Here is a 22,967-nt window from a genome sequence, read left to right on the forward strand (position 1 = left end):
ACCACTGGGTATGTGGAAGGCCTTCGTTTGACTGTCGAACGAATCATCTATCGCTACACGAAGATTCTGTAGTGGCCGTTCGAGCAAGAAAATGTTGCCTGCTGAAGGTTTTAGCAGGCCAAGTGGACCGATTAGAGTTCAGATACCTGTGATGTGTTCACTGGCTTAGATGTAGACCGGTCAGGAACGTTTCCTCCATCACGTAGCTGACAGTACGCCGACGCGATGATGGCGTAGTACGGGAGGAAGAACACCGTCGTGAGGACAACCGTCGCGATGTCAGCGGCGACCGGCGCACCAGCGAGATTCAACAGCGGTGTGACACCACCGATGATTCCGCCGAACAGGGCGGAGACAACAACGAGGACGCCGAGCTTGAGCCGGGAGCCGTGAGCCAGTCCCCAGCTCCGTTTGAGGCTACTGATGATGCCGCGATCCTCGACGGCAATTGCAAAGATGAAAAACAAGAATGAGGCCGCAAAGAATAGCCCTGGGAAGAACAAGAGGACGAAGCCAATCATCACCGTGATATTCACGATCAATCCGCCGACCAGTGCGGTTACCGTGGCTCGCCCGAGTCGCTGCGTCGCCATTGCAGGGAACGTCGACATCTCGCTCAGTGGTTGAGCGAACGTCCGAGAGAGAATCACAAAGTACATCGAGCTCAGAAGAATGAGCACACCAAACAGCGCGAGTCCGGCACTTCCAGATATCGGAAGTGCAAGCCCAGCGTTCCGGCTAAACTGTGCCGCAGCTTCAGGCGGGAGATAGCCGAGAACAGTACTGTTGACAGCTGCTTGAAACCCGAACTGAATCGCGAGGAACCCAACGAAGAGGATTCCACCAGTGCGGGTGAGTGTACGCCGAATACCGTCGCTAACCGCATGGCTGAGTTGGAGGGCCATACGGACTAGATATCTCATTCCATTTTAATAAAATAAACGAAATAAAGAATCTCGATTATGATTGTTGAGAGTCAGCGCTTCAGACGTGGAAACAGACGCTACCGATGCTGTGCGGGGCGATCTAGCGAAACCGGTTGTCCTCGTCCAATCGGAACCTGTCCCCGACCAGAGGTTTGCATTCCAAGATGTTAGCTACGGGTCAAACGTATGGCTCTTTTCGTCTGAACGGGTGCTGTTGACGGACGTTCACAGCGACGCCGGTATCGACTCCGCGACATCGGGAAGGCATCCATTCGTCACGTGCCGGAAGGCCAGCGCCCGTCTCGCGTACAATCGAGACAACAACGGCGAGAGGGTTTTCGAGATTTGCGCTGCCGGTGTGGCGGTTGTCGAACACTGATCGAGTTCCCACCTCCTTCGGCGACGCCGTTGCTCGTACTCGTCGAGGGCGTCATCACGGTCCCGTGGTCCGTACGCGAGTGCGTCGGCGAGTACCCACGCGTCCTCGATCCCGAGCGTCGTGCGCAGGCACTCTCCCGGGAGCGAGGCACGCGCCGCCGACCCAATGAGGACGACCCCGCCACTATGGACTGAGACCGGAACAGCACGTGTGCCTTGGTGATACCGGATTGCGTGCTGTGAGAGTGCTTCAAAAGAGTTCGCAGACCACCCCAGAAGTGTCCCGAATCGACGTTTGAGTGAGTTGATGTCGGTCGCGGCATGTGTCGAATCAGTCACCGAGACGAGGCGTACGCTCGTGCCATCTGCGACGGGAACAGAGAACGCGGCCCGGTTGTCGTCCCATCGTTCTGTGGGACCATCCGGAGCCGGTGTTTCGGTCGGCCAGTCGAACGCCCAAGTATGGGTAGTGGCCGCGATGTGCCGTGGTTCGACGGTCGGCGCCAGCGTCGAATCTGTCGTGACCACGGTATCAAAGGACTCCTCTATGCCACCCTCGAAGGTCACGTCGACCCGGTTGTGCGTCCGATCGATACCAGCAAGCGGCCGCTCTGGTGTCCGGATGCGGTCCCGGACTCGCCGATCGAGGAGGGTCAACAACTCCGCTCGGCGAATGCTCAGCAGTGCCGGTCGATCCGACTGGTCGGTCATCCACGACGAATTGACGTTTGGACGTGCGAGTCGGTCCAGTCTGGTTCCGATGGCCTCGACCGGCCGTCTGAGTCCCAGTCGTTCCAGCAACACCAGCCCAGGGCGCCACAGTGTCAGTGTATTCGGCCCCGCCCGCTCACTCGGCGGCCGTGCCAACACCGGGTCGAGTCCGACTTGACTCACGAAGCCCGCAGTTGCGATTGCCGTCGGGTCGTCGCCGACGACCAGCACTTGGCGCTCGTGTGCGCGACCCGCGGTCCCGTGCCGGTCCCGTCGCTCGTGCTGTGACTGTCGGTCGGTGGCCAGCCCGTCAGCCCGTGGTCCGCCCATCATCCGGGCTGCCCTCCCGAAGCCGCCGACTCGCTCCAGCACTGCACATATCGCCGGGGACAGGCCGATGGGGTAGATGGGAACATGGGCGGACTTACGACAGCATCTATTCTAAACCGGCACCGCGTGTTTCTGGCTCTGAGATTGGGTGTGGATTCTGCCGGTAGCGTGACTGAACGGTCGGGTTTTGACCCCGGTCATTATAGATAGCCCCTGATTTCGGCATGGGGCAGTCAATACTGCCACCACATTCGGGGAGAGTCAGTCCGTGGGTCTACGTGATGAGGGGGAATCAGACCCAGTCCCGTGGCGGCACGCTGCCCAGCGCCCGAACGTCGGATGTCCATAGCGACCGGCATGAGAGCACACACACTGTCGACGCGCAATCGACGGCTAGCGACGACTCACTGGCCATCGCGTTCGACGAACTGTTCGCGTTGCTCGGTGACGAGTACGTCGTCGACATCCTGCAGGCGCTGTCGAGTGACGAGATGCCGGCACGGGCTATCGCCGAGGAGTGCGATATGTCCCGTCCGACAGTGTATCGCCGACTCGAGCGGCTGACCGAGGCCGGCGTCGTCGCGTCACGCCTGCACCCGGAGTCGGACGGACACCACAGACAACAGTTCCGGCTTGTTCTCGAAGGGGTCGCGGTACAGTTCCGCGAGGACGGCTTCGACGGTCGCGTTCGCGTCTGTGAGTCTGCGAGTGACTGAGCCTCCGATAGCCCCTCATTACGTGTCCCCGCTGACGCATCACGGCCCTCCACCGCTCGAACTCAGCCCTCCGTTCGCCTGCGATGGTCTGTACCGTCTGCCCCGATTGCGAATTACGGCCCTCTCTCGTCATTGGACCCGAACAGGATCTCGAACACTGTCCGCTCTCCGAGTCGGACGTGTTTGTTCAAGGTCGGTTGCGTAATCCCCAGCGCGTCGGCGACGTCCTCGCCGCTGTTCTCACGGGGCCACTCGAAGTATCCCATCGCCTGTGCCGTCTCTAGGGCCTCGTACTGTCGGTCGCTCAACTCCCGTTGCAGCCGGTCCTGTATCTCTCTAGCTGTCTCTCTCGTCTCGCGGTGCTGGCGCTGTGCATACAGTTCTAGGTCCGAGAACTCGTCTTGGACGCGTTCGACCATTGTCCGCGTGTCCGTCTCGGTTGGGATTTCGACGACCAGCGTGACGCCCTCGGCAGTCCCCCGTGCGCGTCGGATGATGCCCCCGTACTCCGAGACGTACGATCCGAACCACGAGGAGCCACGCCGTTCGATGACCGCCTCGTCGGCCCCACGGGAGACGACCGCTAGGTCACCCGGAAGAACGTTCTCCGCCGGCTCGGCCACCTCAGTCGGAACGTCACCGGCGAGTCGGTAGTAGACGCTGATCGAGCTATCCTGTCTATGAACCGTCCGCTGGTGGCTGACCCGGCACCCAAGCGTCCGTGCCAGTCGCGCCATCGGAAGGTCGGTGTTCTCACCCTGAAACTCGAGTTCAAGCGTGTCGTCGGATTCGAGCGCACGCCGCCGCTCTGTCGCTGTAATGGCGTAGCCGATGGAAGTACCTAACTGGGAGATGACGTCAACCGTGCGCTCTCCGAAGGCGTCAGGTTCGTCCGCGAAGATGGTAAGCACGCCGTGAGTGACGTCCTCGTAGGACAGCGGGACGGCACAGACAGAGCCGATACCATCGCGGAGCAGTCGCTTGCGCCAGCCCCCCTGTCGTCGACTGCCGACGAGGTCGTTGCTGACCACGGCTTCTTCCGTCTCCCAAGCCCGGGCTGCCGGGCTCGCGTCTCCAGCCGCGTCTAGCAGGAGTTCCTCGACGTCGTCGCGCGCTATCCCAGCGACTGCACGTGGCTGGAGGCGGTCCGATCCGATGTCGGCTTCGACCACGCAGGCAGCTTCGAACGGCTCGACGTCCGTCAGTTCAGCACAGACAGATTCCTGAATCCCTTCGCGGGAAGACCGCGTCGTGATGGCCGCTTCAACGCGCTGTGTGAGCTCTGCGATGGACTCCAGTCGGCGCGCCCGCTCGGTCTGGGCTTCGAGCTCGGCCCGGCGAGACTCAAGTCGGTGCTCGCCACGGAGTCTGTTGAGGGCGGCCTCCAGCGTCGCTGCCAGAATGTTCGCGGCGTCCGTGTCGAAGGTTTCGTCGGACCGCCATACTGTGAGGAGGCCATTGCCACCCAGCGGAAAGAGCAGTGCGGCGCCGTCCGGTACGTCGTCGGTGAGTGCGTCAGCCGCGTTGTCGACGCGTCGCAGTTGCTCGTCGATGAACGCGCCCCACGCGGCGTCGTGCTCCGTTCCCAGCGAGCCGAGGTCCGCTGCCGGTGGCAGTTCCGGACCGCTCGCAGCCGGGTCGAGACGGCCGGTCTCGTCATCGTATCGATAAACGGCAGTCGCCGGCAGGCCGAAGACGCTTGCCGCCGCCTCGACTGCCGTGGTGCTGGCTTCGGCGGTCGTCTCGGCGGTCGTCAGTTCGTTGGTCGCATCGTGGAAGGTTTCCAGCGTCTGCTCGCGCTCCTTGCGGTCGGTCACGTCCCGGCTCGCGATGATGATTCGCGGGTGGCCGTCGGGCCACGCTGTCGGGTAGAACTCCGACCGGACCCACCGCCAGTCGCCGTCCGGTCGCTCGATGCGGTACTCGCATGTGTACCTGTCTCGTGGCTCTCCGTGCTCCACGTCGGCGACGATTTCCTCGACGAGCGCCCGGTAGTCGTCCCGGTCCTTGGGATGCAGTGTCGAAAAGAAGCCCTCGTCGTGAGTCTCCTGAATGCGTTCGAGGGACTGGCCCCAGATATCTTCGTACCCCGAGCTGACGAACTCCGCGGCAGGGTTGGTGGTAGTCAACTCGGCGGCCGGCGCTAGGAAGATTGCCTCGTCGATCCGGTCGATAATGGCACCGAGTCTGCGCTCGCTCTCGCGAAGTTGTTCGGCCCGCTGGACACGCTCGATCGCACTCGCCGCGTGGCCCGCGAGGACGCCCATCACGTCTATGAGGTACTGTTCGAACTCCTGTCGGCCGCGTTCGCCGGCCGCGAGAAGCCCTTCGTCACCGACCGGGACGATGAGAGACTGTTCGAGTGGGTTGTGTGAGTGGTGCTTGCTTGGGTCGTACGTCGTCGGCTCACCGGCTTGGAAGACCTCGTACTCTCGGTCCCCCGGCGTGAACTCGACCGGGCCGGTTTCCATCTCTTCGACCGGCTCGGTTCCGGCAGTGTACGTGAGCCGGTCGTGCTCGTCGTCGTACCGCCAGCACGCGGTCATTGGCAGCCCGAGGACATCCCGTGCCGTCTCGACGGCGATGTCGAAAACCGCCTCGGTCGTGTCGACGCTCTGCAGTCGCTCAGTGGCGACTTGGAGTTGGTTGACGGTCCGTTCGCGCTCTTTCCGGTCAGTCACGTCGCGGAAGGTCGCCATTGTGGCGGGGTCGCCCTCGTGCTGGATGCGCGAGACGGCCAACTCTAGTGTCCGGCGCTCGCCCGTCGCCGTCTCCACCTCGACGTCGTACTGGTTCGGCGGTGACTCGCCCGCCACCCGACGTTCGTATCGGTCCCGGATCAGCTCGCGAGACTCCGGGACGAACACCTGTTCAATGGGCATCCCCAGCAGTTCGCTCTCGTCGTACTCAGTGATTTCCGTGAACCGCTCGTTGACGAAGACGTACTCACCGTCCCGGACCACGACGACGCCGTCCGTACTCTGTTCGACCAGTGTCGAGTACTTCTGTCGCTCCTCCTCGATAGCCCGCTCGCGCTCGCGGCCCTCGGTGACATCAGTGAACCAGACGTAGGCATGGCGGTCACCCCCGCTTTCGAACGGAAGCACCCTGAGCAGGAAGTCTCTAATACCATCGGCGGTCTCCCGGCGGACCTCCCGCTCGACGGGGTCGCCGGCTAGTGCCTGTTGGCGGATATCCTCGTACCCCTCGCGTTCGTCGTCCGGGACGATGGCGGCCGCGATAGGGCGGTCGGTGATGTCCGCAGCGTCTTTCCCAAATTCTGTCTCGAACGCCTCGTTTACCTCGGTGATATACGGGTCGCTGTCGACGAACTTGACGCCCATAATTGGGTCCGGCGTGTTCTCGAACAGGACCGACAAGCGGTCACGCTCGGTCTCAAGTTGGGACTGTCGTTCCCGACGCTCGGTAATGTCACGGACGCTCGCAAGCACCCGCTGTTCGCCCTGCAGCGTCGCGAGTCGCAGGCTCACTTCGACGGGGAACGTCTCCCCGGACTTCCGTTCGTTGTGCCATTCGAACAGTTGTGGCCCCTCCTTGGCTGCCCGTTTGACCTTCTCTCTCGCACTGTCGTAGGAGTACGCGTTGTTGTCCGGCGTGGTTAGCTCAACAGTCTCACCGAGTAACTCCTCGCGGTCGTAGCCGTTCATCGCACAGAACTGCTCGTTGACGTCGACAATCTCGCCTGTCTCGGGGTCGTGGACAACGATGCCATCGGAGACACTCTCGAAAAGCTCGCGATACGTCCGTTTTAGTTCACGGCGGTCGGTGACATCCTCGACGATCCCAACATACTGCTTCTTACCCGTCTCCGTCGTCACGGGATAGCCTGTCGCCGTCACCCACCTGATCTCTCCGTCCGGCTGGCGGACTCGGAACTCGAACTCGTAGCTCTCCGCTGGCGTTCCGTTCCGGATATCCGCTCGCATCGCATCGAAATCCGCCTCGAATTCCTCGCGGTCCCGTGGGTCAATTCCGTCCATGAATGCCGTCGCGTCATCGTAGAGCGGTTCGACCGGTCGCCCCCAGACTGCCTCGTAGGCGGGATTGACGTACTCAACCTCGGAGAAGTCCCAGTTCGCGACGTAGATGATCTCATCGACGTTGTCGGCGACAAGCCGAAGTCGGTCGTCCGATTCTCTTTCGGGGTTTGTTTCCTGTGCTCTGCTGTCTCTGTCGCCGCTCACGAGACGGCCGATGTGGGTTGCGGCGGCAGCTGGTTCAGCGGTACACACCGATCGCGGAAGCGTGCTCCTCGCACCGCGCTTAATCGCCGTCGCCACCGCGTCTTCTGCAGCGGTTGCAACGAGAACGACAACCGGAACCGACGGACGGGTTTCGGTAGCTCTGTCTACGACGGAACGCCACCCATCCAACTCACGCTGATCGACCAGAATACAGTCGGGGTCACCACTGCCGGCCAACTCGTCTGGCTGGTGAGTCGTGGCCGTGAGTGGTCGCCCGGCGGCGGTCGTCTCTTCGTCGAGTGCCGTGGCGATAGCACGGCCCCCGAGCGTGACCACCCGCAGTGGTTCGCTGGTGGGTGTCATCGATGACGCATTTTGGTGTCATAAGAACACGAACGATGATAAAGTCCCGCATAATGGACGTATAGAGGGGTACGACTGGGCTCGACGGCAAGGTGGAACAGGCACAACCCACGCCGCCCACAGTGTGTGGATACGCGCTTCACTCAGGGCACAGACTTCGTTCAGACAACTGCCCTGAGTTTGCCGCGGTGACGTTGACGCGACAGGCGACCCTACCGTTTCGGCGGAATCGAGTGGAACGGAGCGGATTCGGTTTCTTCTTTCGGGGGGATTCATACTGTCGGCTGTAAGTCTATGAAGAGTTTCGCCACCCCGGAGTGGCGAATATCTTGCAATAGTTACAGCCAACAGTATCAGTCGCTACAGCACAGCGTTTGTTGGTGTTGTGGGAAACTAGTCGAATCGGACAGGAGCACGCTTCTAGAACTCCGGAACAGTGTTTCTGAGTCAGAAACTCGTTGTGGGGTTTTAGTATGCACCGGCCAGTAGTTCTCGGTAGCCGCCGGTCGGAGGCGGTCCCCGAAAAGTATCCGACATGCCCGCCTACCATCGCCCACGCCCGATCCCCGCTTGGGGCTGGAGCCCACTGAGTGCCCTCTGACATGCCCTCTCACGCGCTCCATCCCCTTACACCCCCTCTTGTCCCTCCGCTGTCCGCTGCTGTCAACTGTACTCACCATTACTACACAGGCGTAGATACTGAGGCCTAGCAGACTTCCTTCGGTGTCTGTTCACTCATAAACCGACCACCTCTTCGCGAGTCCGTAGAAAGGACTGGCTTTCTGTTGTCAGAGCAACTTCAATTCCGGTTTCAGTTCTTGTTGATTTAGCCAACTGATGGAGTTCATCCCCGGGGCTGAATTAGACGGTTTCGACATCGCTATACCACTGTCTGTGATCCGCTGGTTCCGGGGGATACCGACACTGTCGGATCGGTGGCTGGCGTTCGCAGTCGGTGGGTCGCTGCTCCTGCAACTCGCCGCCCTGTACAGCCCGCTCGGCGACGATTCCGTAGTCTCGCTCGGACTCTCCGACTTGGGGTTGTGGCTCGGACTCGGCCTGCTATGGACCTCGCCGTCGCCAGCGGTGTGAAGCGCCTGTGACACTCCGAACGGAATAATACTGGCCGGTCATCTGGGGAACAGTTCGGTGCTGATTTCAGCAGGCGTGCACCTGTAGACGGAGACCGAGCGGGCCGCCGCCCCGGAGTACCGGGGCTGTCCCTGTGTTCACCTCTCTCGAAAAGCCGCCTTCCGCACGTTCTCAGTCCAGTTGTCCGTTGAGTACTTTCGCGGCGACCAGCACCGGGTCCCAGACGGGACTAAACGGCGGCGCGTACGCAAGGTCAAGCTGTTCGAGTTCGTCGATGGTCATGCCTGCTTCGATGGCTGTCGCGAGCGTGTCGATACGTATCGCCGCCCGGTCTTCCCCGACGATCCCGCCGCCCAGCAGGCGACCGCTCTCCCGGTCGGCGACGAGCGTCACATCGGTATCGTCACCACCGGGGTAGTACCCTGACCGGGAACCAGCCGTGATTGTCTTCGACACCGGGTCGAAGCCGGCAGCGCTGGCCTGCTCGTGGTCGAGGAGGCCGACGCGACCGCATTCGAGGTCGAACGCCTTCACGACGGCTGTTCCAGCGATGTCGCCGACGGGTGAGGAGTCACCGGCGACGGTCTGGCCGATGGCGCGACCGGCCCGGTTCGCAGTCAGTCCGAGCGGTACCCAGTCGCCCTCGCCGGTCACTGCGTGGCTGGCTTCGGCGCAGTCCCCGGCGGCGTAGACGCCCTCGACATTCGTCGCCCCGTACTCGTCGACCGCTATCGCACCGGAGGCCCCGATTTCGACCGGCGTGTCCGCGACGAGGGCCGTGTTCGGCCTGATGCCGATGCCGACAAGCGCGAGGTCAACATCAGTGGTGCCGCCGTCGTGGGTAACCGACGCGACCCGCCCGTGTTCATTACCGACGAGTTCCTCAACGGCGGTGTGAAGGTGCAACGTCACGCCTTGCTTCCGGAGGTGGTCGGCCACGCGCTCGCCCACTGGTTCTCCGAACGGCGGCAGGAGGTGGCCCGACCGCTGGAAGAGGTGCGTTTCGACGCTGTGAGCCCGGAACGCCTCGGCCATTTCCACGCCGACGTAGCCGCCGCCGATGACGGCGACTCGATCCGGTGGCTCCCAATCGGTGTACTTCTCGATAAGCGCCGTATCGACGTATTCGATACTCGTGTCGACAGCTGATTCGCCCGGCTCAGATAGCACAGCACGGACCGCGGCAGCCGAATCAAGCCCGTGCATGGTGAACGCGCCGTCGAGTTCTGCCCCTTGTATTGGCTCAGTCACCGCGTGTGCGCCCGTCGCGACCAACAGATCGCCGTATGGTTGGTTGAACGTCCCGCCGCCGTGGGCGACGGTGACCGTCTTGGCGTCGGTGTCGACGCCGACGACCTCGTGGTTCCGATGGAGGTCGATACCCCGCTCGGACGCCTTCTCGGGCGATAGCGAGAGGAGGTCCGTCAGTCGCTCGACAGTACCCTTCACGTAATACGGGGTCCCGCAGTGGGCGTAGGACACCCACTCGCCTTTCTCGAAGACAACCACGTCACGGTCCGGTGCCTCTCGGGCGAACTTGCTTGCGGCGCTTAGCCCGGCTGCGTCGCCACCGATGACTACGAACGGGTCTGTCATACTGGCCTCTGCGGCGCTGAGGTACTTAGGGTTGAGTGAGGGACGGGTAACTGCGTGGGCTACTGACTGGTGAGTGTGTCCGGTACGGATTCGAACCGGTCGGTCTGTCCCTCTCTCAAAACTGCTCCTCTCCAGCATCTTCACGACTGACTGTGGTCGAGGATATGCTGACCTGCCTCCTACACGATTCCAAGACCACCGGCCACCAGCCTGCTGCCGATAATTGAAAGTAATATCAAAACGGCCACGCGACGAACTCGGTCACTGACGGCACTCCTGAGTCGCTTCCCGGCTGTGACACCGGCAACGGCCGGCACGGTCGCGAGTGAATCGGCCAGAGGAGTGTCTGTTACAAAACTACCCGGAGAATCCCCGTTGCACGACTTCCGAGAGCATGGGGTGGCTGTGGACTGACTCGCCGACGTTGTCGGCCAGCGCCCAGACACCGTCGGTTGTCATCCGCAGGCACTCGTTGGTGTCGACGACGCTGCGGTCGTCCCGGCGTCGGACACTGTAGCAGGTGCTCTCAATATATCGTCCGCGCCAGCGCCAAATTGGAGTTTCATGAAATAGACAATACTACGAAACAACGTCTACCGGTAGAAGTAGTGGGGCATTTTACGCCTTCATAGGTAGAAATCCGCTCGCTTCGGAACGACAGAGTGTGATAACAAAAGAAGACGGCGTTAGCTCTCGACAGTAGGGGGCGAGGACTCGGACTGTTCGTACTTGTTCTCGAACTCCTGAATCAGTTGGCCCATCTTCGCGTACCAGTCATTAAGCATGCGCTGCATCTCGTCTGCAATCTGGGACGGGTCTGTCGGCGAGTAGACGTGGTAGTAACCGCCCTGATCGTAGTTGATCTGGTCTTTCTCGATGAAGCCCGTCTGAAGGAGTCGCTGGACGGCGCGATACGCGGTCGAGCGCTCGCGGTCGACTGCGTCCGCGAGCTCGTCGACAGTCAGTGGTTCTTCGGCCTCGACGAGCGCTCGGAAGCACTCTTTGTCGAGTTCTTTGAGTCCGTGGAAACATTCCAATAGCCCCTCGCACTGCATATCCCGTCGGAGCTGTTCAGACATCGAATCTGGCATTGTTATCAGCTCTCTGTAGCCGCTACGGAGTTATAAGACTTGTGTACAGTTCGCACAACTGCACGCACTATCCGGCAAAAACTGCCCTCGGAGAGACGGTCCAGACCGTTCACCTCACGCTGATACACGCTTCCGTTGACGGTTAGTCCGCGCCCGTGACGGCGGCGTCGCGAGTATCACTCCGGGTACGCCAGTAGCCCTGAAGATATGCGCCGAGAAACATCCCGGCCAGCGCCCAGAGGATCGTGATGTTACCGATACCGAGGCTTGCGTAGGCAGCTCCCGGACAGATACCGGACAGTCCCCAGCCCACGCCGAAGATAGCCCCACCAATCAGCACGTTCCGGTCGAAGGACTTCAGACGCCGCTGGAAGCTATCGCCAGTCAGCGGCGCGTGGCCGAGGAGGCGGGGCGCGAGGAAGAAAGCTACTCCTGTCACGGCAGCGCCGCCAAACATCACGAACACCAGCCCGAAGTCCTCGAACTGGAGGAAATCCAGAACGACTTCCGGGCGCGCCATCTGGCTGTACGCGAGTCCGAACCCGAAGATCAGTCCGCCGACGAGAATCAGCGGCATGAACAGGGGATGGCGGTCGGCGCTCACGTGTCGCTCCCTCCGGTCGCTCCCGTTCGCTCGTTCTGAGACTCCCGCTCCGCCCGAGTCTCGTAGCTCACGGACTCACCCCCAGCGCGGCGACCAGTTGCGCAGTGATGATGGCGACGGCGAGGAACGTCAGGACGCCCACGAGCGACGTCTTCGACGCCGAGCCGACGCCACAGACGCCGTGGCCAGACGTACAGCCCTTGCCGACCCGTGTCCCGATACCGACGAATATCCCGCCGATGAGCAGTCGCCACGGCTGGACGTCTGTGGTCCACGCGCCGCCCTGATAGACGACTGCGTACACGGCCGCACCGAGGATGATGCCCAGCGTGAACACGACCCGCCAGTCACGGGAGCTGACGTACCGCTGGAACCGGGACCGGTCCGAGACGTACGACAGCGTCGATTCTAGGAACGTGCTCGCGCCGGCGCTGATGCCGGTTCCGAGGTAGATGACGACTGTCCCGAGCCCCACCAGCAGGCCCCCGACGGCGTAGCGACTGATGCCATTTGGGAACAACTCGGCGGTTGCCTGCAGTGGGAGTGTCTCAAGTACCATTGGCGTCGTCAGTCACCCGCAAGGGATTCTTGGCTGGCCGCGCAGTTGTTCGGGCCCAGTTCCAGCGTGAACGCTTCCTCGTCGTCGACGGCGTTCTGGCCGAGGTTCGTCGCGATAATCTCCTCGTAGTTGGCCGGCCGTGGCGGCATATCAGAGAGGATCAACTCCACGAAATCGTCTTCGTCCATCGTGAGCGCGTCCATCTCCGCAATAAGCTCCCCGAGTGGTGCTGTATAGGTGCCGTCTTCGGCGGGCTCGGCCGCGTCGCTGAAGTGCGCGCCACCGATCAGCGTGTCCTCGGGCAGGGTCAGTACCCGCTCCTGAAGGGACTCGTAGAGCATCCGGGCAGCGTCGGGCGCGCCGTCGTCGCCCTCTTCGAGGTCCGGGCGGGCGACGCTCTCGATGAAGAGCCCGTCGCCGGTCGCGAGCAGGCTCCCGTCGACGAGATACGAAGTCATCCCAGTCGTGTGGCCGGGGGTCGAGACTGTTTCGATGGTCGCGTCGCCGACTTGGAACGTGTCGCCGTCCTCGGCCGTAGTCACGTCTTCGGCGTCCTGCCGAGCTTGCGAGGCAGGGCTCGTGGAGCTTTGCTCCGCGGCGTACGTGACGCCGCGGCCGACGGCCGCCTCGGGAATCACACCCTCGACGCCCTCCGCGTCGAGGTTGCGAACGCCGGAGATATGGTCGGCGTGGATGTGCGTATCGAGTGCGTACTGCAGGTCGACGCCGAGGTTTGCGGCGTCGTCGAGGTAGCGGTCGGTGAACGCCCGCAGGGGATCGATGATAGCGGCCTCACCGTCGTCATAGAGGAGATAGCCGAGACAGCCCGAGGACGGTCGCTGGTACTGTAGAAGTGTGCCTGCGCCGTCGTATCGTTCGACTTCGACGGATTCGTAGATGCTCGCCCAGCCGTTCATGCCGTCTTCGAGGTGGTCGACGTCATAACCACGTTCTGCGAGTGTGCCGGCGACGTACTCGCTTGCGCCGCCTTTCGCGCACAGGACGGTCACCTCGCGGTCATCGGGGATCTGATCGAGGACAGCTTCGTCGATGTCGTCATCGAGGAACTCGAAGTACGGAACGTTGAACGAGGTGACATTCTCGCCATCGATATGCCACTCCTCGTAGTCCGATTGCATGCGCGCGTCAAGCAGCGTGACGTCCTTGCCGGCGTCAATACGCTGTTTGAGCGAGTCCGGATCAATCGATTCAACGGCAACGTCCGGCGTCGGAAAGTCATCAGCGTTCATGTTGTGCACTCGTTTCTACAGGGTTGTCACGTAAAAGGATTTGCATAGAAATCCACAATACAGACAATACTACAACCCAGACGATACTGTATGGACACTTAATATCGACTGTATCGGACCAATAGGCTACTTGTGGACGTTTTGTCGGTTGCTGGTTGTTTGCTGAAATCACAAGAACCGACAATCTTTTACTTGCGCGATCGGTATTGTGTGTTAGCTCCAATACAGCTCAACGGAGCGACTAACCAATGAACGCTGAATTCGATATCGCGGAGACGCTCGACGTGAAAGGTGCATCGTGCCCAATGCCAGTGGTGAAAACGAAGGCCGCTATCGACGACCTCACCGAGGGTGATGTTCTCGAAGTACTGGCGACTGACTCGGGAAGCATGAGCGACATCGACGGCTGGGCCGCCGGAACTGAGGGTGTCGAGCTCGTCACTCAGGAGGAGGGCGACGACGTGTACAAGCACTACGTCCGCAAGACGGAGTAACGATGAGTACAGACACACCAGACGCGCCATCCGATGACTTGCCTTCGCGTGCAGAGCTGGCCGCCCGCGTCGACGACCTCGAAGACGCGCTGGCCGAGGCCACAACCGAAGACGACGCGAAGAAGATGAGCATCATCGCGACAAAGGGCACACTGGACATGGCATATCCGCCGCTCATCCTCGCCAGCACCGCCGCCGCGTTTGGGTATGAGGTGACTGTCTTCCACACGTTCTGGGGGCTGGACATCCTTCACGAGGAGCGCTCGAAGAACCTCAAGCTCAGCTCCGTCGGCAACCCGAATATGCCGGTGCCGAACGCGGTCGCCGCGCTCCCCGGGATGGATCGCGTGACGACGAAAATGATGGAAAAACGGATCGCGGACAACGACACCGCGACAATCGAGGAGCTGCTGGAGACGAGCCTCGATATGGGCGTGGAGTTCCAAGCCTGCCAGATGACCATTGACCTGATGGACTACGACGAGGACAACTTCTACGACGGCGTCACTACGGGCGTCGGTGCTGCGACAGCGCTTCAGGACATGGCCGACGCTGACATCCAGCTTCTGGTTTGAACGGCCAATTGTCTCAAGTAGTTGCGGCGGACAACTATTCTGCGCCTCTTTTGGCGCGTTCACTACCGACTGTCGTCCCGAGACCCAACAGACTGCCGAGCGTCACCAGTCCAACAACCGCCAGCCCGGGGCCAACAGCGATGCGGGTCAGCCTGATAGGAGTTCTAATATCGTATTTCATCGTCACAGAGCACAATACAGACTCCCCAGTCTTACTCGCAGCCCGATGCCAACCAGAGCAGTCGCGTCGGAAAAACCACACGTCGGCGGACTACTACGGTGCTGTCTGTGACGACCACACTGCCGGAAGTCTCGTGTAGACGGTTGAAATGAACCGCTGCGAGGTCTCCGGCTGGTGAAATGAGATCGAGGTCCCGTTTTGCCCTAGGCAGGCTTGTCCCCCCGAATCAAGCGTACTTTTCGATTACTGAGCGCAGTTGTGCTTCGTCCTGCATTCCGACGAGTCGCTCGACTGGCTCCCCGTCAGCAAACAGAAGCAGCGTCGGGACACCCCGGACGCCGTACTCGGCGGCGAGGTCTTGATTCGCGTCGACATCCACTTTCGCTACTGTCGCAGCGGTCTCGGCGGCGACGGTTTCGACAACGGGCTCGAGCATCTGACACGGCCCACACCAGTCGGCGTAGAAGTCGACCAGAACCACGTCGTGATCGGCAGCAATCTCGGACAGCTCGGCTTTTCCGTCGACTGAAATCGGGTCAGAGAGCGTCTTCGATTCCGACCCGTCCTTATTGCTCGACTCGTCTCGGGCACGAAGCTCATCCAGCTTTTGCCGTCTGATCTCCTCTAGCTCGTCAGGCATCACTCCTACATTCGCACCGGAGCGACTTATCTGTTTTGTACACTCCATACAAGACTATCATGCTCTGGACGAGTCTACCCGACAGTCAAGAGTGAGGCCCCACTGACTGTAGGTTCCCATCAGCGGCGTCACGGCCGTACACCCTCTCAAACGCTGAACAAGGCAGAACAGTCTCATATCCGCCACTAACTAGCCGGTAGCTGTCTCAAGGCTTATTACAGGCGGACTCAGCTCAGAACCGTGGTAGGACTCGCTAACGCCGTAGTTTCTTCGCCATTTTATAGCTACCTTAGTTTTCAGGCAGTGGCTAACACTTCATAGCCGACCGACAAGCTACAGGTGCATCGTCGACGAGTACCAACTATTTTGGCCGATCCAGTGTTCGGAACCCCCCTCGGTTCTCCCGGCAGTGTATCCGAAGAGACTTTGTTCTGTAGGCACAATACAATACACGAATGACGCTCCCAATCGACCCGAGTCAGATTAACCCTGCGGACATCGGCGAACAACAGGCGACACTCGAAATGAGTCACGAAGACGCAATCGAACACGTCCGAGACGTGTTTACCGACGCCGGATTCGGTGTCCCCGTTGAGTTCTCGCCCTCCGACATGCTCAACGAGAAGATCGACGCGGATCGTGACCCCTACTACGTGCTGGGGGCTTGTAACCCCGAAGTCGCTGACCGTGCCCTTGATGCGACGGATAACAAACTCGGTGGACTCATGGCCTGTAACGTCGTCATCTGGGAAGAAGAACCCGGCCAACAGCGCGTCTATCACGTCTCGATTATGCGTATTGCCCGCCTTGTCGGAATGGCACCTGACAGCGAGGAGATGGCGGATATCGTCGCCGACACCGGCGAACTCGTCGACGAGGCGTTCGAGAACCTCTAACATGGGCTATCACACGTTCGACGCCGGCCGGGCTGACAAGCTTGAGGACGCACAGCAGCGGTACCGGTTTCTCTCTGCAGAAGAACTCCGCTGGGCGCTGTCGCCCGACAGTGACGAGACGGTCGCAGATCTCGGAAGCGGAACCGGATTCTACACTGACGAGGTCGCACCAGCCGTGGACCACGTGTACGCCGTCGATATTCAGGACGCGATGCATGACTACTATCGGGAGAAAGGGGTCCCCGACAATGTCGACCTCGTGACGAGTGCGGTCGACGACCTCCCGTTCGAGACCAGCAGTCTCGACGGAGCGTTCTCGACGATGACGTACCACGAGTTCGCGAGCGACGGGGCGTTACACGAGGTCGCACGAGTGCTCACGTCAGGCGGGACGCTCGCCATCGCGGATTGGGCAGCCTCTGGAAGCGGTAGCAACGGCCCACCCGTCGACGAGCGGTTTTCCGCTGATGAGGCCACGAACGCGCTCCGCCGGCACGGCTTCACTGTCGAGTTCGAGGCGGTGCGACCGGAGACGTTCCTGCTCGTTGCGAGTGCCGAATAACGGATCCACATATCCTTTTGCAACGTGTCTCACAGTCGCGAACCGGAAAGTGACTAACTGGCGAACAGCCGCCGCTCCGCGCGCTCGTGATCGGCGGCCAAGATGTCTACCAGTGGGGCGAACGGAGTCATCTCGTCTAGCCCTCGCTTCTCGCTATCGTCGACTGCGGCCGTCATCACCGGTCGTAGTTCGTCCAGAATCCGCTGGGCGTCTGTGTGGCCAAGTGAGAGGAGTCGCTGGGCCGCCCCCAGCAGTCCGGTGATGAAGCCGTGACAGCACAGCAAGCAGGCGTCACGGACGGCGACGCCGGCCAGCGCCGTCGTCACGCCGAGCACGACGGCGTAGTTCCCGGGGGCTTCGTCAGCGTCGACGCGTTCCACGTAGCGGTCCAGCAGCGTCTCGTCACGCAGTTCCGTCTGCAGTGAGAGCAGTCGGTCGCCGGACTGCTGGGCGCTCTCGCGGAACTCCGCGGCCAGCGTTACAGCCGAAAGCCGCTGGTCGGCCCGACAGATCCCGTCGAGATTCCCGTCGGTCGCGGCGGCGTGTGCGGCCCGGAGCGCGACGAGTTCGGCAGGACCGACCTGCTGTCGGAGATACGTCGACAGGAGCGATTCGAGATCCGCGGCGTCTTCGACCCGGTCGTCCTGAATGAACTGCTCCAGTCCGTACGAGACGGTGTAGGTCCCGACCGGGAGAAACGAATCGGCGAGCCGGAACGATTCCAGCGTCGCGGCGTCGCTCATTGGTCGCCTCCATCGATGGTACGGACACCGTGGTCGTGGGCGTGGCCGCCGCCGTGACTGTGGCCACCGTCGTGTGTGTGGTCGCTCTCGCCATGGGTGTGATCGACCCCGCCATCGTCGAACGTGGTCGGCGGAACGTGCTCGTACCGTGTCGGCACGTCTGCGGGGAGCAGTTCGGCGACTGTCGCTTCCATCCGTTCCTTCGAGTCGGTCACGGGAAACAGGGCCTCTCGGTCACGGGTCGCGAGGGTCCAGTGTTTGTTCCCGACTGCGTGACCGAGCTCCAGCGCCTCGGTCGGTGACACGTCGCTGTCGGCGAAATCGAGCACCAGAGCCTCGATTGCGGCGAGTTCGATGATGATGCGGCTGCCGTCCTCGGCTTCCAGTACGTCGCCGTCTGCGAGGTCACGAGCGACCACGATACCGAGGTCCCTGCCGTCTGTCGTCTCAGTTCGGACCCGCGAACGCTGGCGCTCGGTGTCCGAGAGTACGACAGTGGCGCAGTCTGACGCGTCGAGATTCTCGGCGACAGAGTCGTCATCATGGTGGCCGAGATAGGTGTCTGCGACCAACATCAGTACTTCCTCCCGGACGGCGCAGGCACATCCAGCAACTCCTGTCTGGCGTGGTCCCAAGCCGCGTGAAGCGTGGCCTGTACGGTCTCGGCACGGTCGCCGAGGGCACGGACCGCGACGCCGGCCCCGTTCGGTAACGCTGTCGCGCCGGCCCGGGCATCACCGTCTGCGACGACCGCGTGGAGCGCATCGCTCAGTTCGGATTCGTCGCGGTCCGGTGCGAGGACGAACGTCGTCCCGTAGACGGTGAACTCGCCGAGGACGCCGGGGGCCGCGGGGTCCTCGTCCTCCGGTGTCAGGTGTGTCGCGTCCTCGAACAGGAGCCCGTTGGGCCCAGTCGCCCGAACACGGGAGAGGTATCGCTCGAACTCGAAGCGTTCCCCCCGAGCGAGGCGGCCCGGGACGACCACGTCGCTGACCACGGCGGTCGCACCGGGTGACAGGTCGACCGAAAGCTCCTGCAGGTACCGCGAGTCGGCGTGGAGAATCGTCGGCTCGGGCACGTAATCCAGATGGCCGCCAGCGCCGACGCTGAGTGTCGTCTCGGCGGCGGCGTAGTTACACGTCATCGTCTGGACCTTGGTCGAACTCTGGGTCGAGACGTGCGCGACGGCTTCGTCGCCGACGGTTATCGACACGTCGTGGCGGTCGCCTTGGGCGACGCCGCCGGTCGGCGACTGGATGAAGACGGTGTCGGCGTCGGGGTGGGGGTCGTGGCTCAGCGTCCCCGAGATGTGGAACGGGACCGTCGCGTAGTCGTGGACCAGCGTCGTCCCGTCGCCTGTCTGCTCGAAGGACAGTTCGAGCACACCGTCTTTCCCCGGCGACCCCACGGCAGCCTGTGGGACGGCCTCGGTGGCATACCCCTCGAACGCCGGATGCGGCGCGTCGGCGGCCATCAGGCGAACAGCACCCCTTCGCGGACGTGTGACAGCACCTCGTCGATGTTCGTCTCGTCCTTGCAGTTGGTGAAGACGACCGGCCCGTCACGGACCTCGTCGGCGTCCCGCTCCATCACGTCGAGGTCGACGCCGACGTGGGGCGCGAGGTCGGTCTTGTTGACCACGAGCAGGTCACAGTCGACGACGCCGGGGCCGCGCTTGCGGGGGATGTCTTCCCCCTCTGCGACCGAGATGACGTACAGCGAGTAGTCCGCGAGTTCGGGGTTGAACGTCGCCGCGAGGTTGTCGCCGCCGCTCTCGACCAGCACTATGTCAAGCTCCGGGTGCTCGGCGAGGAACGAGTCTATCTGCTGGAGGTTCATCGACGGGTCCTCGCGGATGCCGGTGTGCGGGCAGGCACCGGTTTCGACGCCGGCCACGAGGTCTTCCGGGACGACCCCGGCGAAGCGTTCACGGAGCACGTCGGCGTCCTCTTGCGTGAGGATATCGTTGGCGATAACGCCCACGTCAAGCCCCTGCTCGCGCAGTTCGGGGACGAGCGCGGTCAGCAGCGAGGTCTTCCCGGAGCCGACTGGGCCGCCGATGCCAACCGTCGCTACGTCGCGGTGTGTGAGACTCATTCGTCCCTGTCCGTGTCTCCGCCGTCAGTCGTCGTTTCCGTCGCCTCCTCCCCATCGGCGTCGGATGCGCCGACACTGTCGGAGCGGATCGGGTCGTGAACCGTGACCAGTTTCGTCCCGTCGGGGAACACGGGTTCGACCTGAATCATGTCGATCATCTCCGGGACGCCGTCCATCACGTCCTCGCGGCCGAGCAACTTCGACGCGCCGGAGCGGATCTCGGCGACGGACTGGCCGTCCCGGCCGCGTTCGATGCACCAGTCGCTGATGTAGGCGACGGCTTCGGGGTGGTTCAGCGGGACGCCGCGTTCCTTGCGGCGACGCGCGACCTCTGCGGCGGTAAAGACCGTGAGTCGTTCCTGTTCTTTGGCTGTGAGCTTCATAGCAAGTACCGCTGTGCGAGTGGGAGTTCTGAAGACGGTTCGCAGGTGACGTGGTCGCCGTCGACCCGGACCTCGAACGTTTCGGGGTCGACCTCGATGTCGTCGGGACAGTAGTCGTTATACACCATGTCGTCTTTGCCGGGTGTGCGTGCGCCCTCGACTGGAACGACACGGGAATCAAGCCCGTACTCGTCGCCGATACCAGCCTCGGCGGCCGCCGGGGAGACGAACGACAGCGAGAGGGCGTGTTTGGCCTTGCCGACCGCGCCGGCCCGTTCGCGCTGGAGAATCGGCTCGCAGGTCATCAGCGAACCGTTCGCTTCGCCCATCTCGGAGTGGACCGGGAAACCACCCTTGAACGTCATCGCCGGCTTGACGCCGAAGAATGCGGGGTCCCACAGGCAGATATCGGCGAGCTTGCCGGGTTCGAGCGTCCCGACGTGGTCCTCGATGCCGGCGCTGATAGCGGGGTTGACGGTGTACTTCGCGATGTAGCGCTTGATGCGGTGGTTGTCCGCGTCGGTCCCTTCGTCCTCGGGGAGTGGGCCACGCTGGGATTTCATCTTCGAGGCCGTCTGCCACGTTCGCGGGATGACCTCTGCCATGCGACCCATGGCCTGAGAATCCGAGGTCATCATCGAAATCGCACCCATGTCATGAAGCACGTCCTCAGCGGCGATGGTCTCGGCGCGCACCCGGGACTCGGCGAAGGCCACGTCCTCGGGCACGTCGGGGTTGAGGTGGTGACACACCATCACCATGTCCAGGTGCTCGTCGAACGTGTTGTCCGTGTAGGGCATCGAGGGGTTCGTCGACGACGGGAGCATGTTCGGCTCGCCGACCATCTCCATGATGTCCGGGGCGTGGCCACCACCCGCGCCCTCAATGTGGAACAGGTGCATGGTCCGGCCGTCGACGGCACCGAAGGTGTTCTCGACGAAGCCGGCCTCGTTCAGCGTGTCCGTGTGCATACACACCTGCACGTCCTCGTCTTTGGCGACTTCGAGGCAGGTGTCAATGGTCTCGGGCGTCGACCCCCAGTCTTCGTGGAGTTTGAGCCCGCAGGCCCCGGCTTCGACCTGCTCTCGGAGCGGGCCGGGGTCAGAGGCGTTGCCCTTCCCGTAAAAGCCGACGTTGACCGGCCACGCTTCGGCGGCCTGCAGGAAGCGCTTGATGTTCTCCGGCCCGGTCGTGGTCGTCGTCGCGCCGCCGCCGTATCCGCCGCCGAGCATCGTCGTGATACCGCCCGACAGCGCGTGTTCGTGGAGCTGCGCGGAGTTGAAGTGGATGTGGATGTCGAGGCCGCCGGCCGTCGCGATCTTCCCCTCGGCGGGGTAGACGTCCGTCGACGGACCGACGACCATGTCGACGCCGTCCATCGTGTCGGGGTTCCCGGCCTTCCCGATGCCAGCGATCTCACCGTTCCGAATCCCGATGTCGGCGGCGACGATGCCGAGTATCGGGTCGATTATTGTCGCGTTCGTCAACACCCAGTCGAGCGCGCCCTCCGCCTGTGTGACGCCGGGAGCCATCCCCAGCCCGTCCCGGAGCGTCTTTCCGCCACCGAACACCGCTTCGTCGCCGTGGGTCCGCAGGTCCTCCTCGACCTCGGCGAACAGCTCCGTGTCGCCCAATCGGATTTTATCGCCCGTCGTCGGCCCGTACAGTTCCGCGTAGTTGTCGCGGTCGATGTCGCGTGTCATCGTTCGGACTCCGACTCCGTGTTGCCGCCGTCCGTTGCTGTCTCGCCGGTGTCACCGAACCCGGCCGCCCGCATGAGCTCGACGGCATCGCTGGTGTCGCCGTCGACGCTGCCGTTGACCAGTCCGTTCATCCCGTGGGCGCGGCGCTTCCCGCCGATCGCGACGAGTTCGACCGTCTGCTCGTCGCCCGGTTCGAACCGGACGGCCGTGCCGGCAGGGATGTTCAGCCGCATTCCCATGGCCGCCTCGCGGTCGAACTCCAGGGCCGCGTTGGCCTCGAAGAAGTGGAAGTGCGAACCGACCTGAGACGGTCGGTCGCCGGTGTTGCCGACCGTCACTTCGGTCGTCTCGCGACCCTCGTTCAGTGTCACAGTCCCCTCGCCCGGGATGACCTCGCCGGGCACGATTCCGTCGCTCATCGCGCCACCGCCCCGAGTATTTCTGACTGTTCGTCTATCATCTGACCCTATCTTTGAATACACATACTAAAATGGTTGCTCTCTGCGCAAGTGACGCCCCTATATCGAGAATCGGATTAAATGCTAAAGTTTCGGCTACAGATAAAGGGGTTCGACTATCGAACTGTCCTACTTCTCGGAGCCAACACGACCCATGTCAAGTCTGCCTGCTGTATCGACAGAGCTGGCTCCTGTGACGCGGGCCAAGCTATGAGGTATAATTTGCGGACTAAGAGCGTAAAATTAGCCGACAGCGCCCGGGCGACCCGCTGTGACGGAAACGCGCTCTGTGTTTCTCTTTCTGTTGTATCGGTCGCCACTCTGGCACATTCGCTGGATCATTCAAATTTTCACCGCAACACTAGCGGTTTCCGCGACTATTTGTCATATCCTTAGACGACCTTATACTCTCCA

General features: G+C 62.2%; 22 protein-coding genes. 6 read left to right on the top strand and 16 right to left on the bottom strand.

All coding sequences use genetic code 11. From position 1 onward, the window contains the following. Nucleotides 1-131: 131 nt before the first annotated feature. The gene (locus Har1129_RS17895; RefSeq protein ID WP_151102197.1) at nucleotides 132-905 is read right to left on the bottom strand and encodes a hypothetical protein; all 774 of its coding nucleotides are present in this window, start codon (nucleotides 903-905) and stop codon (nucleotides 132-134) included. Between the two features lie 246 nt (nucleotides 906-1,151). Continuing rightward, the gene (locus Har1129_RS17900; RefSeq protein ID WP_151102198.1) at nucleotides 1,152-2,348 is read right to left on the bottom strand and encodes an NAD(P)/FAD-dependent oxidoreductase; all 1,197 of its coding nucleotides are present in this window, start codon (nucleotides 2,346-2,348) and stop codon (nucleotides 1,152-1,154) included. Nucleotides 2,349-2,626: 278 nt separating this feature from the next. Between Har1129_RS17900 and Har1129_RS17905 the strand changes: the two genes are divergently transcribed. Then, nucleotides 2,627-3,061, top strand: coding sequence for a winged helix-turn-helix domain-containing protein (locus Har1129_RS17905; protein ID WP_191906211.1), 435 nt, complete (start codon nucleotides 2,627-2,629; stop codon nucleotides 3,059-3,061). Between the two features lie 113 nt (nucleotides 3,062-3,174). On the opposite strand, the gene Har1129_RS17910 is transcribed toward Har1129_RS17905, so the two are convergent. Further along, nucleotides 3,175-7,629 carry a PAS domain S-box protein gene (locus tag Har1129_RS17910; RefSeq protein WP_151102200.1) on the bottom strand — a complete coding sequence of 1,485 codons (4,455 nt, stop codon included), beginning with the start codon at nucleotides 7,627-7,629 and terminating at the stop codon, nucleotides 3,175-3,177. Nucleotides 7,630-8,466: 837 nt separating this feature from the next. Here Har1129_RS17910 and Har1129_RS17915 point away from each other — a divergent pair. Further along, on the top strand, nucleotides 8,467-8,721 hold the full coding sequence (locus Har1129_RS17915) for a hypothetical protein (protein WP_151102201.1): 255 nt from the start codon (nucleotides 8,467-8,469) through the stop codon (nucleotides 8,719-8,721). A gap of 171 nt (nucleotides 8,722-8,892) precedes the next feature. Here the strand turns inward: Har1129_RS17915 and Har1129_RS17920 are convergent, their stop codons facing one another. The 5 genes from Har1129_RS17920 to Har1129_RS17945 all read right to left on the bottom strand — a co-directional run bounded on the left by Har1129_RS17920 (nucleotide 8,893) and on the right by Har1129_RS17945 (nucleotide 13,821). Next, entirely contained in the window at nucleotides 8,893-10,317 is a 1,425-nt protein-coding gene (locus Har1129_RS17920; protein ID WP_151102202.1) for an FAD-dependent oxidoreductase, read from the bottom strand. A 686-nt stretch (nucleotides 10,318-11,003) separates the two neighbouring features. Continuing rightward, nucleotides 11,004-11,408: a helix-turn-helix domain-containing protein gene (locus tag Har1129_RS17930; RefSeq protein ID WP_151102203.1), complete on the bottom strand. Its 405-nt coding sequence runs from the start codon at nucleotides 11,406-11,408 to the stop codon at nucleotides 11,004-11,006. A gap of 142 nt (nucleotides 11,409-11,550) precedes the next feature. Next, nucleotides 11,551-12,012 carry a YeeE/YedE family protein gene (locus tag Har1129_RS17935; protein ID WP_191906210.1) on the bottom strand — a complete coding sequence of 154 codons (462 nt, stop codon included), beginning with the start codon at nucleotides 12,010-12,012 and terminating at the stop codon, nucleotides 11,551-11,553. Nucleotides 12,013-12,079: 67 nt separating this feature from the next. Further along, complete coding sequence (locus Har1129_RS17940) at nucleotides 12,080-12,571, bottom strand: YeeE/YedE family protein (RefSeq protein ID WP_151102204.1); 492 nt, start codon at nucleotides 12,569-12,571, stop codon at nucleotides 12,080-12,082. An 8-nt stretch (nucleotides 12,572-12,579) separates the two neighbouring features. Next, on the bottom strand, nucleotides 12,580-13,821 hold the full coding sequence (locus Har1129_RS17945) for an MBL fold metallo-hydrolase (RefSeq protein ID WP_151102205.1): 1,242 nt from the start codon (nucleotides 13,819-13,821) through the stop codon (nucleotides 12,580-12,582). 248 nt (nucleotides 13,822-14,069) lie between these two features. Here Har1129_RS17945 and Har1129_RS17950 point away from each other — a divergent pair, with 248 nt between their 5' ends. Both Har1129_RS17950 and Har1129_RS17955 read left to right on the top strand, forming a co-directional pair. Next, nucleotides 14,070-14,315, top strand: a complete 246-nt coding sequence (locus tag Har1129_RS17950) for a sulfurtransferase TusA family protein (protein ID WP_151102206.1) — start codon at nucleotides 14,070-14,072, stop codon at nucleotides 14,313-14,315. A 2-nt stretch (nucleotides 14,316-14,317) separates the two neighbouring features. Then, on the top strand, nucleotides 14,318-14,890 hold the full coding sequence (locus tag Har1129_RS17955) for a DsrE/DsrF/DrsH-like family protein (RefSeq protein ID WP_151102207.1): 573 nt from the start codon (nucleotides 14,318-14,320) through the stop codon (nucleotides 14,888-14,890). Between the two features lie 407 nt (nucleotides 14,891-15,297). Here Har1129_RS17955 and trxA read toward each other — a convergent pair whose 3' ends face one another. Beyond that, complete coding sequence (gene trxA, locus Har1129_RS17965; RefSeq protein ID WP_151102208.1) at nucleotides 15,298-15,711, bottom strand: thioredoxin; 414 nt, start codon at nucleotides 15,709-15,711, stop codon at nucleotides 15,298-15,300. 455 nt (nucleotides 15,712-16,166) lie between these two features. On the opposite strand from trxA, the gene Har1129_RS17970 reads away from it, so the two are divergent. Together Har1129_RS17970 and Har1129_RS17975 are read left to right on the top strand one after the other, a co-directional pair. Then, entirely contained in the window at nucleotides 16,167-16,607 is a 441-nt protein-coding gene (locus Har1129_RS17970; protein WP_151102209.1) for a DUF302 domain-containing protein, read from the top strand. A gap of 1 nt (nucleotide 16,608) precedes the next feature. Continuing rightward, nucleotides 16,609-17,169, top strand: a complete 561-nt coding sequence (locus tag Har1129_RS17975; RefSeq protein WP_151102210.1) for a class I SAM-dependent methyltransferase — start codon at nucleotides 16,609-16,611, stop codon at nucleotides 17,167-17,169. Nucleotides 17,170-17,222: 53 nt separating this feature from the next. On the opposite strand, the gene Har1129_RS17980 is transcribed toward Har1129_RS17975, so the two are convergent. Genes Har1129_RS17980 through Har1129_RS18010 form a run of 7 tightly spaced genes read right to left on the bottom strand, consistent with a single transcriptional unit; the run spans nucleotide 17,223 to nucleotide 22,514 of the window. Further along, nucleotides 17,223-17,912, bottom strand: a complete 690-nt coding sequence (locus Har1129_RS17980; protein WP_151102211.1) for an urease accessory protein UreF — start codon at nucleotides 17,910-17,912, stop codon at nucleotides 17,223-17,225. Further along, nucleotides 17,909-18,487 carry an urease accessory protein UreE gene (locus tag Har1129_RS17985; protein WP_151102212.1) on the bottom strand — a complete coding sequence of 193 codons (579 nt, stop codon included), beginning with the start codon at nucleotides 18,485-18,487 and terminating at the stop codon, nucleotides 17,909-17,911. The genes Har1129_RS17980 and Har1129_RS17985 overlap by 4 nt, the downstream gene beginning before the upstream one ends. Continuing rightward, a complete protein-coding gene (locus tag Har1129_RS17990; RefSeq protein WP_151102213.1) occupies nucleotides 18,487-19,386 on the bottom strand; it encodes an urease accessory protein UreD in 900 nt (299 codons plus the stop codon). The genes Har1129_RS17985 and Har1129_RS17990 overlap by 1 nt, the downstream gene beginning before the upstream one ends. Next, complete coding sequence (ureG, locus tag Har1129_RS17995) at nucleotides 19,386-20,009, bottom strand: urease accessory protein UreG (protein WP_151102214.1); 624 nt, start codon at nucleotides 20,007-20,009, stop codon at nucleotides 19,386-19,388. The genes Har1129_RS17990 and ureG overlap by 1 nt, the downstream gene beginning before the upstream one ends. Further along, nucleotides 20,006-20,392, bottom strand: coding sequence for an urease subunit gamma (locus Har1129_RS18000; protein ID WP_151102215.1), 387 nt, complete (start codon nucleotides 20,390-20,392; stop codon nucleotides 20,006-20,008). The genes ureG and Har1129_RS18000 overlap by 4 nt, the downstream gene beginning before the upstream one ends. Then, nucleotides 20,389-22,095, bottom strand: coding sequence for an urease subunit alpha (gene ureC / locus Har1129_RS18005; protein ID WP_151102216.1), 1,707 nt, complete (start codon nucleotides 22,093-22,095; stop codon nucleotides 20,389-20,391). Before ureC ends, Har1129_RS18000 begins: the two co-directional genes overlap by 4 nt. Beyond that, on the bottom strand, nucleotides 22,092-22,514 hold the full coding sequence (locus Har1129_RS18010; protein WP_151102217.1) for an urease subunit beta: 423 nt from the start codon (nucleotides 22,512-22,514) through the stop codon (nucleotides 22,092-22,094). The genes ureC and Har1129_RS18010 overlap by 4 nt, the downstream gene beginning before the upstream one ends. Nucleotides 22,515-22,967: the final 453 nt, after the last annotated feature.

This window comes from Haloarcula sp. CBA1129 (assembly GCF_008729015.1).
Classification (GTDB): Archaea; Halobacteriota; Halobacteria; order Halobacteriales; family Haloarculaceae; genus Haloarcula.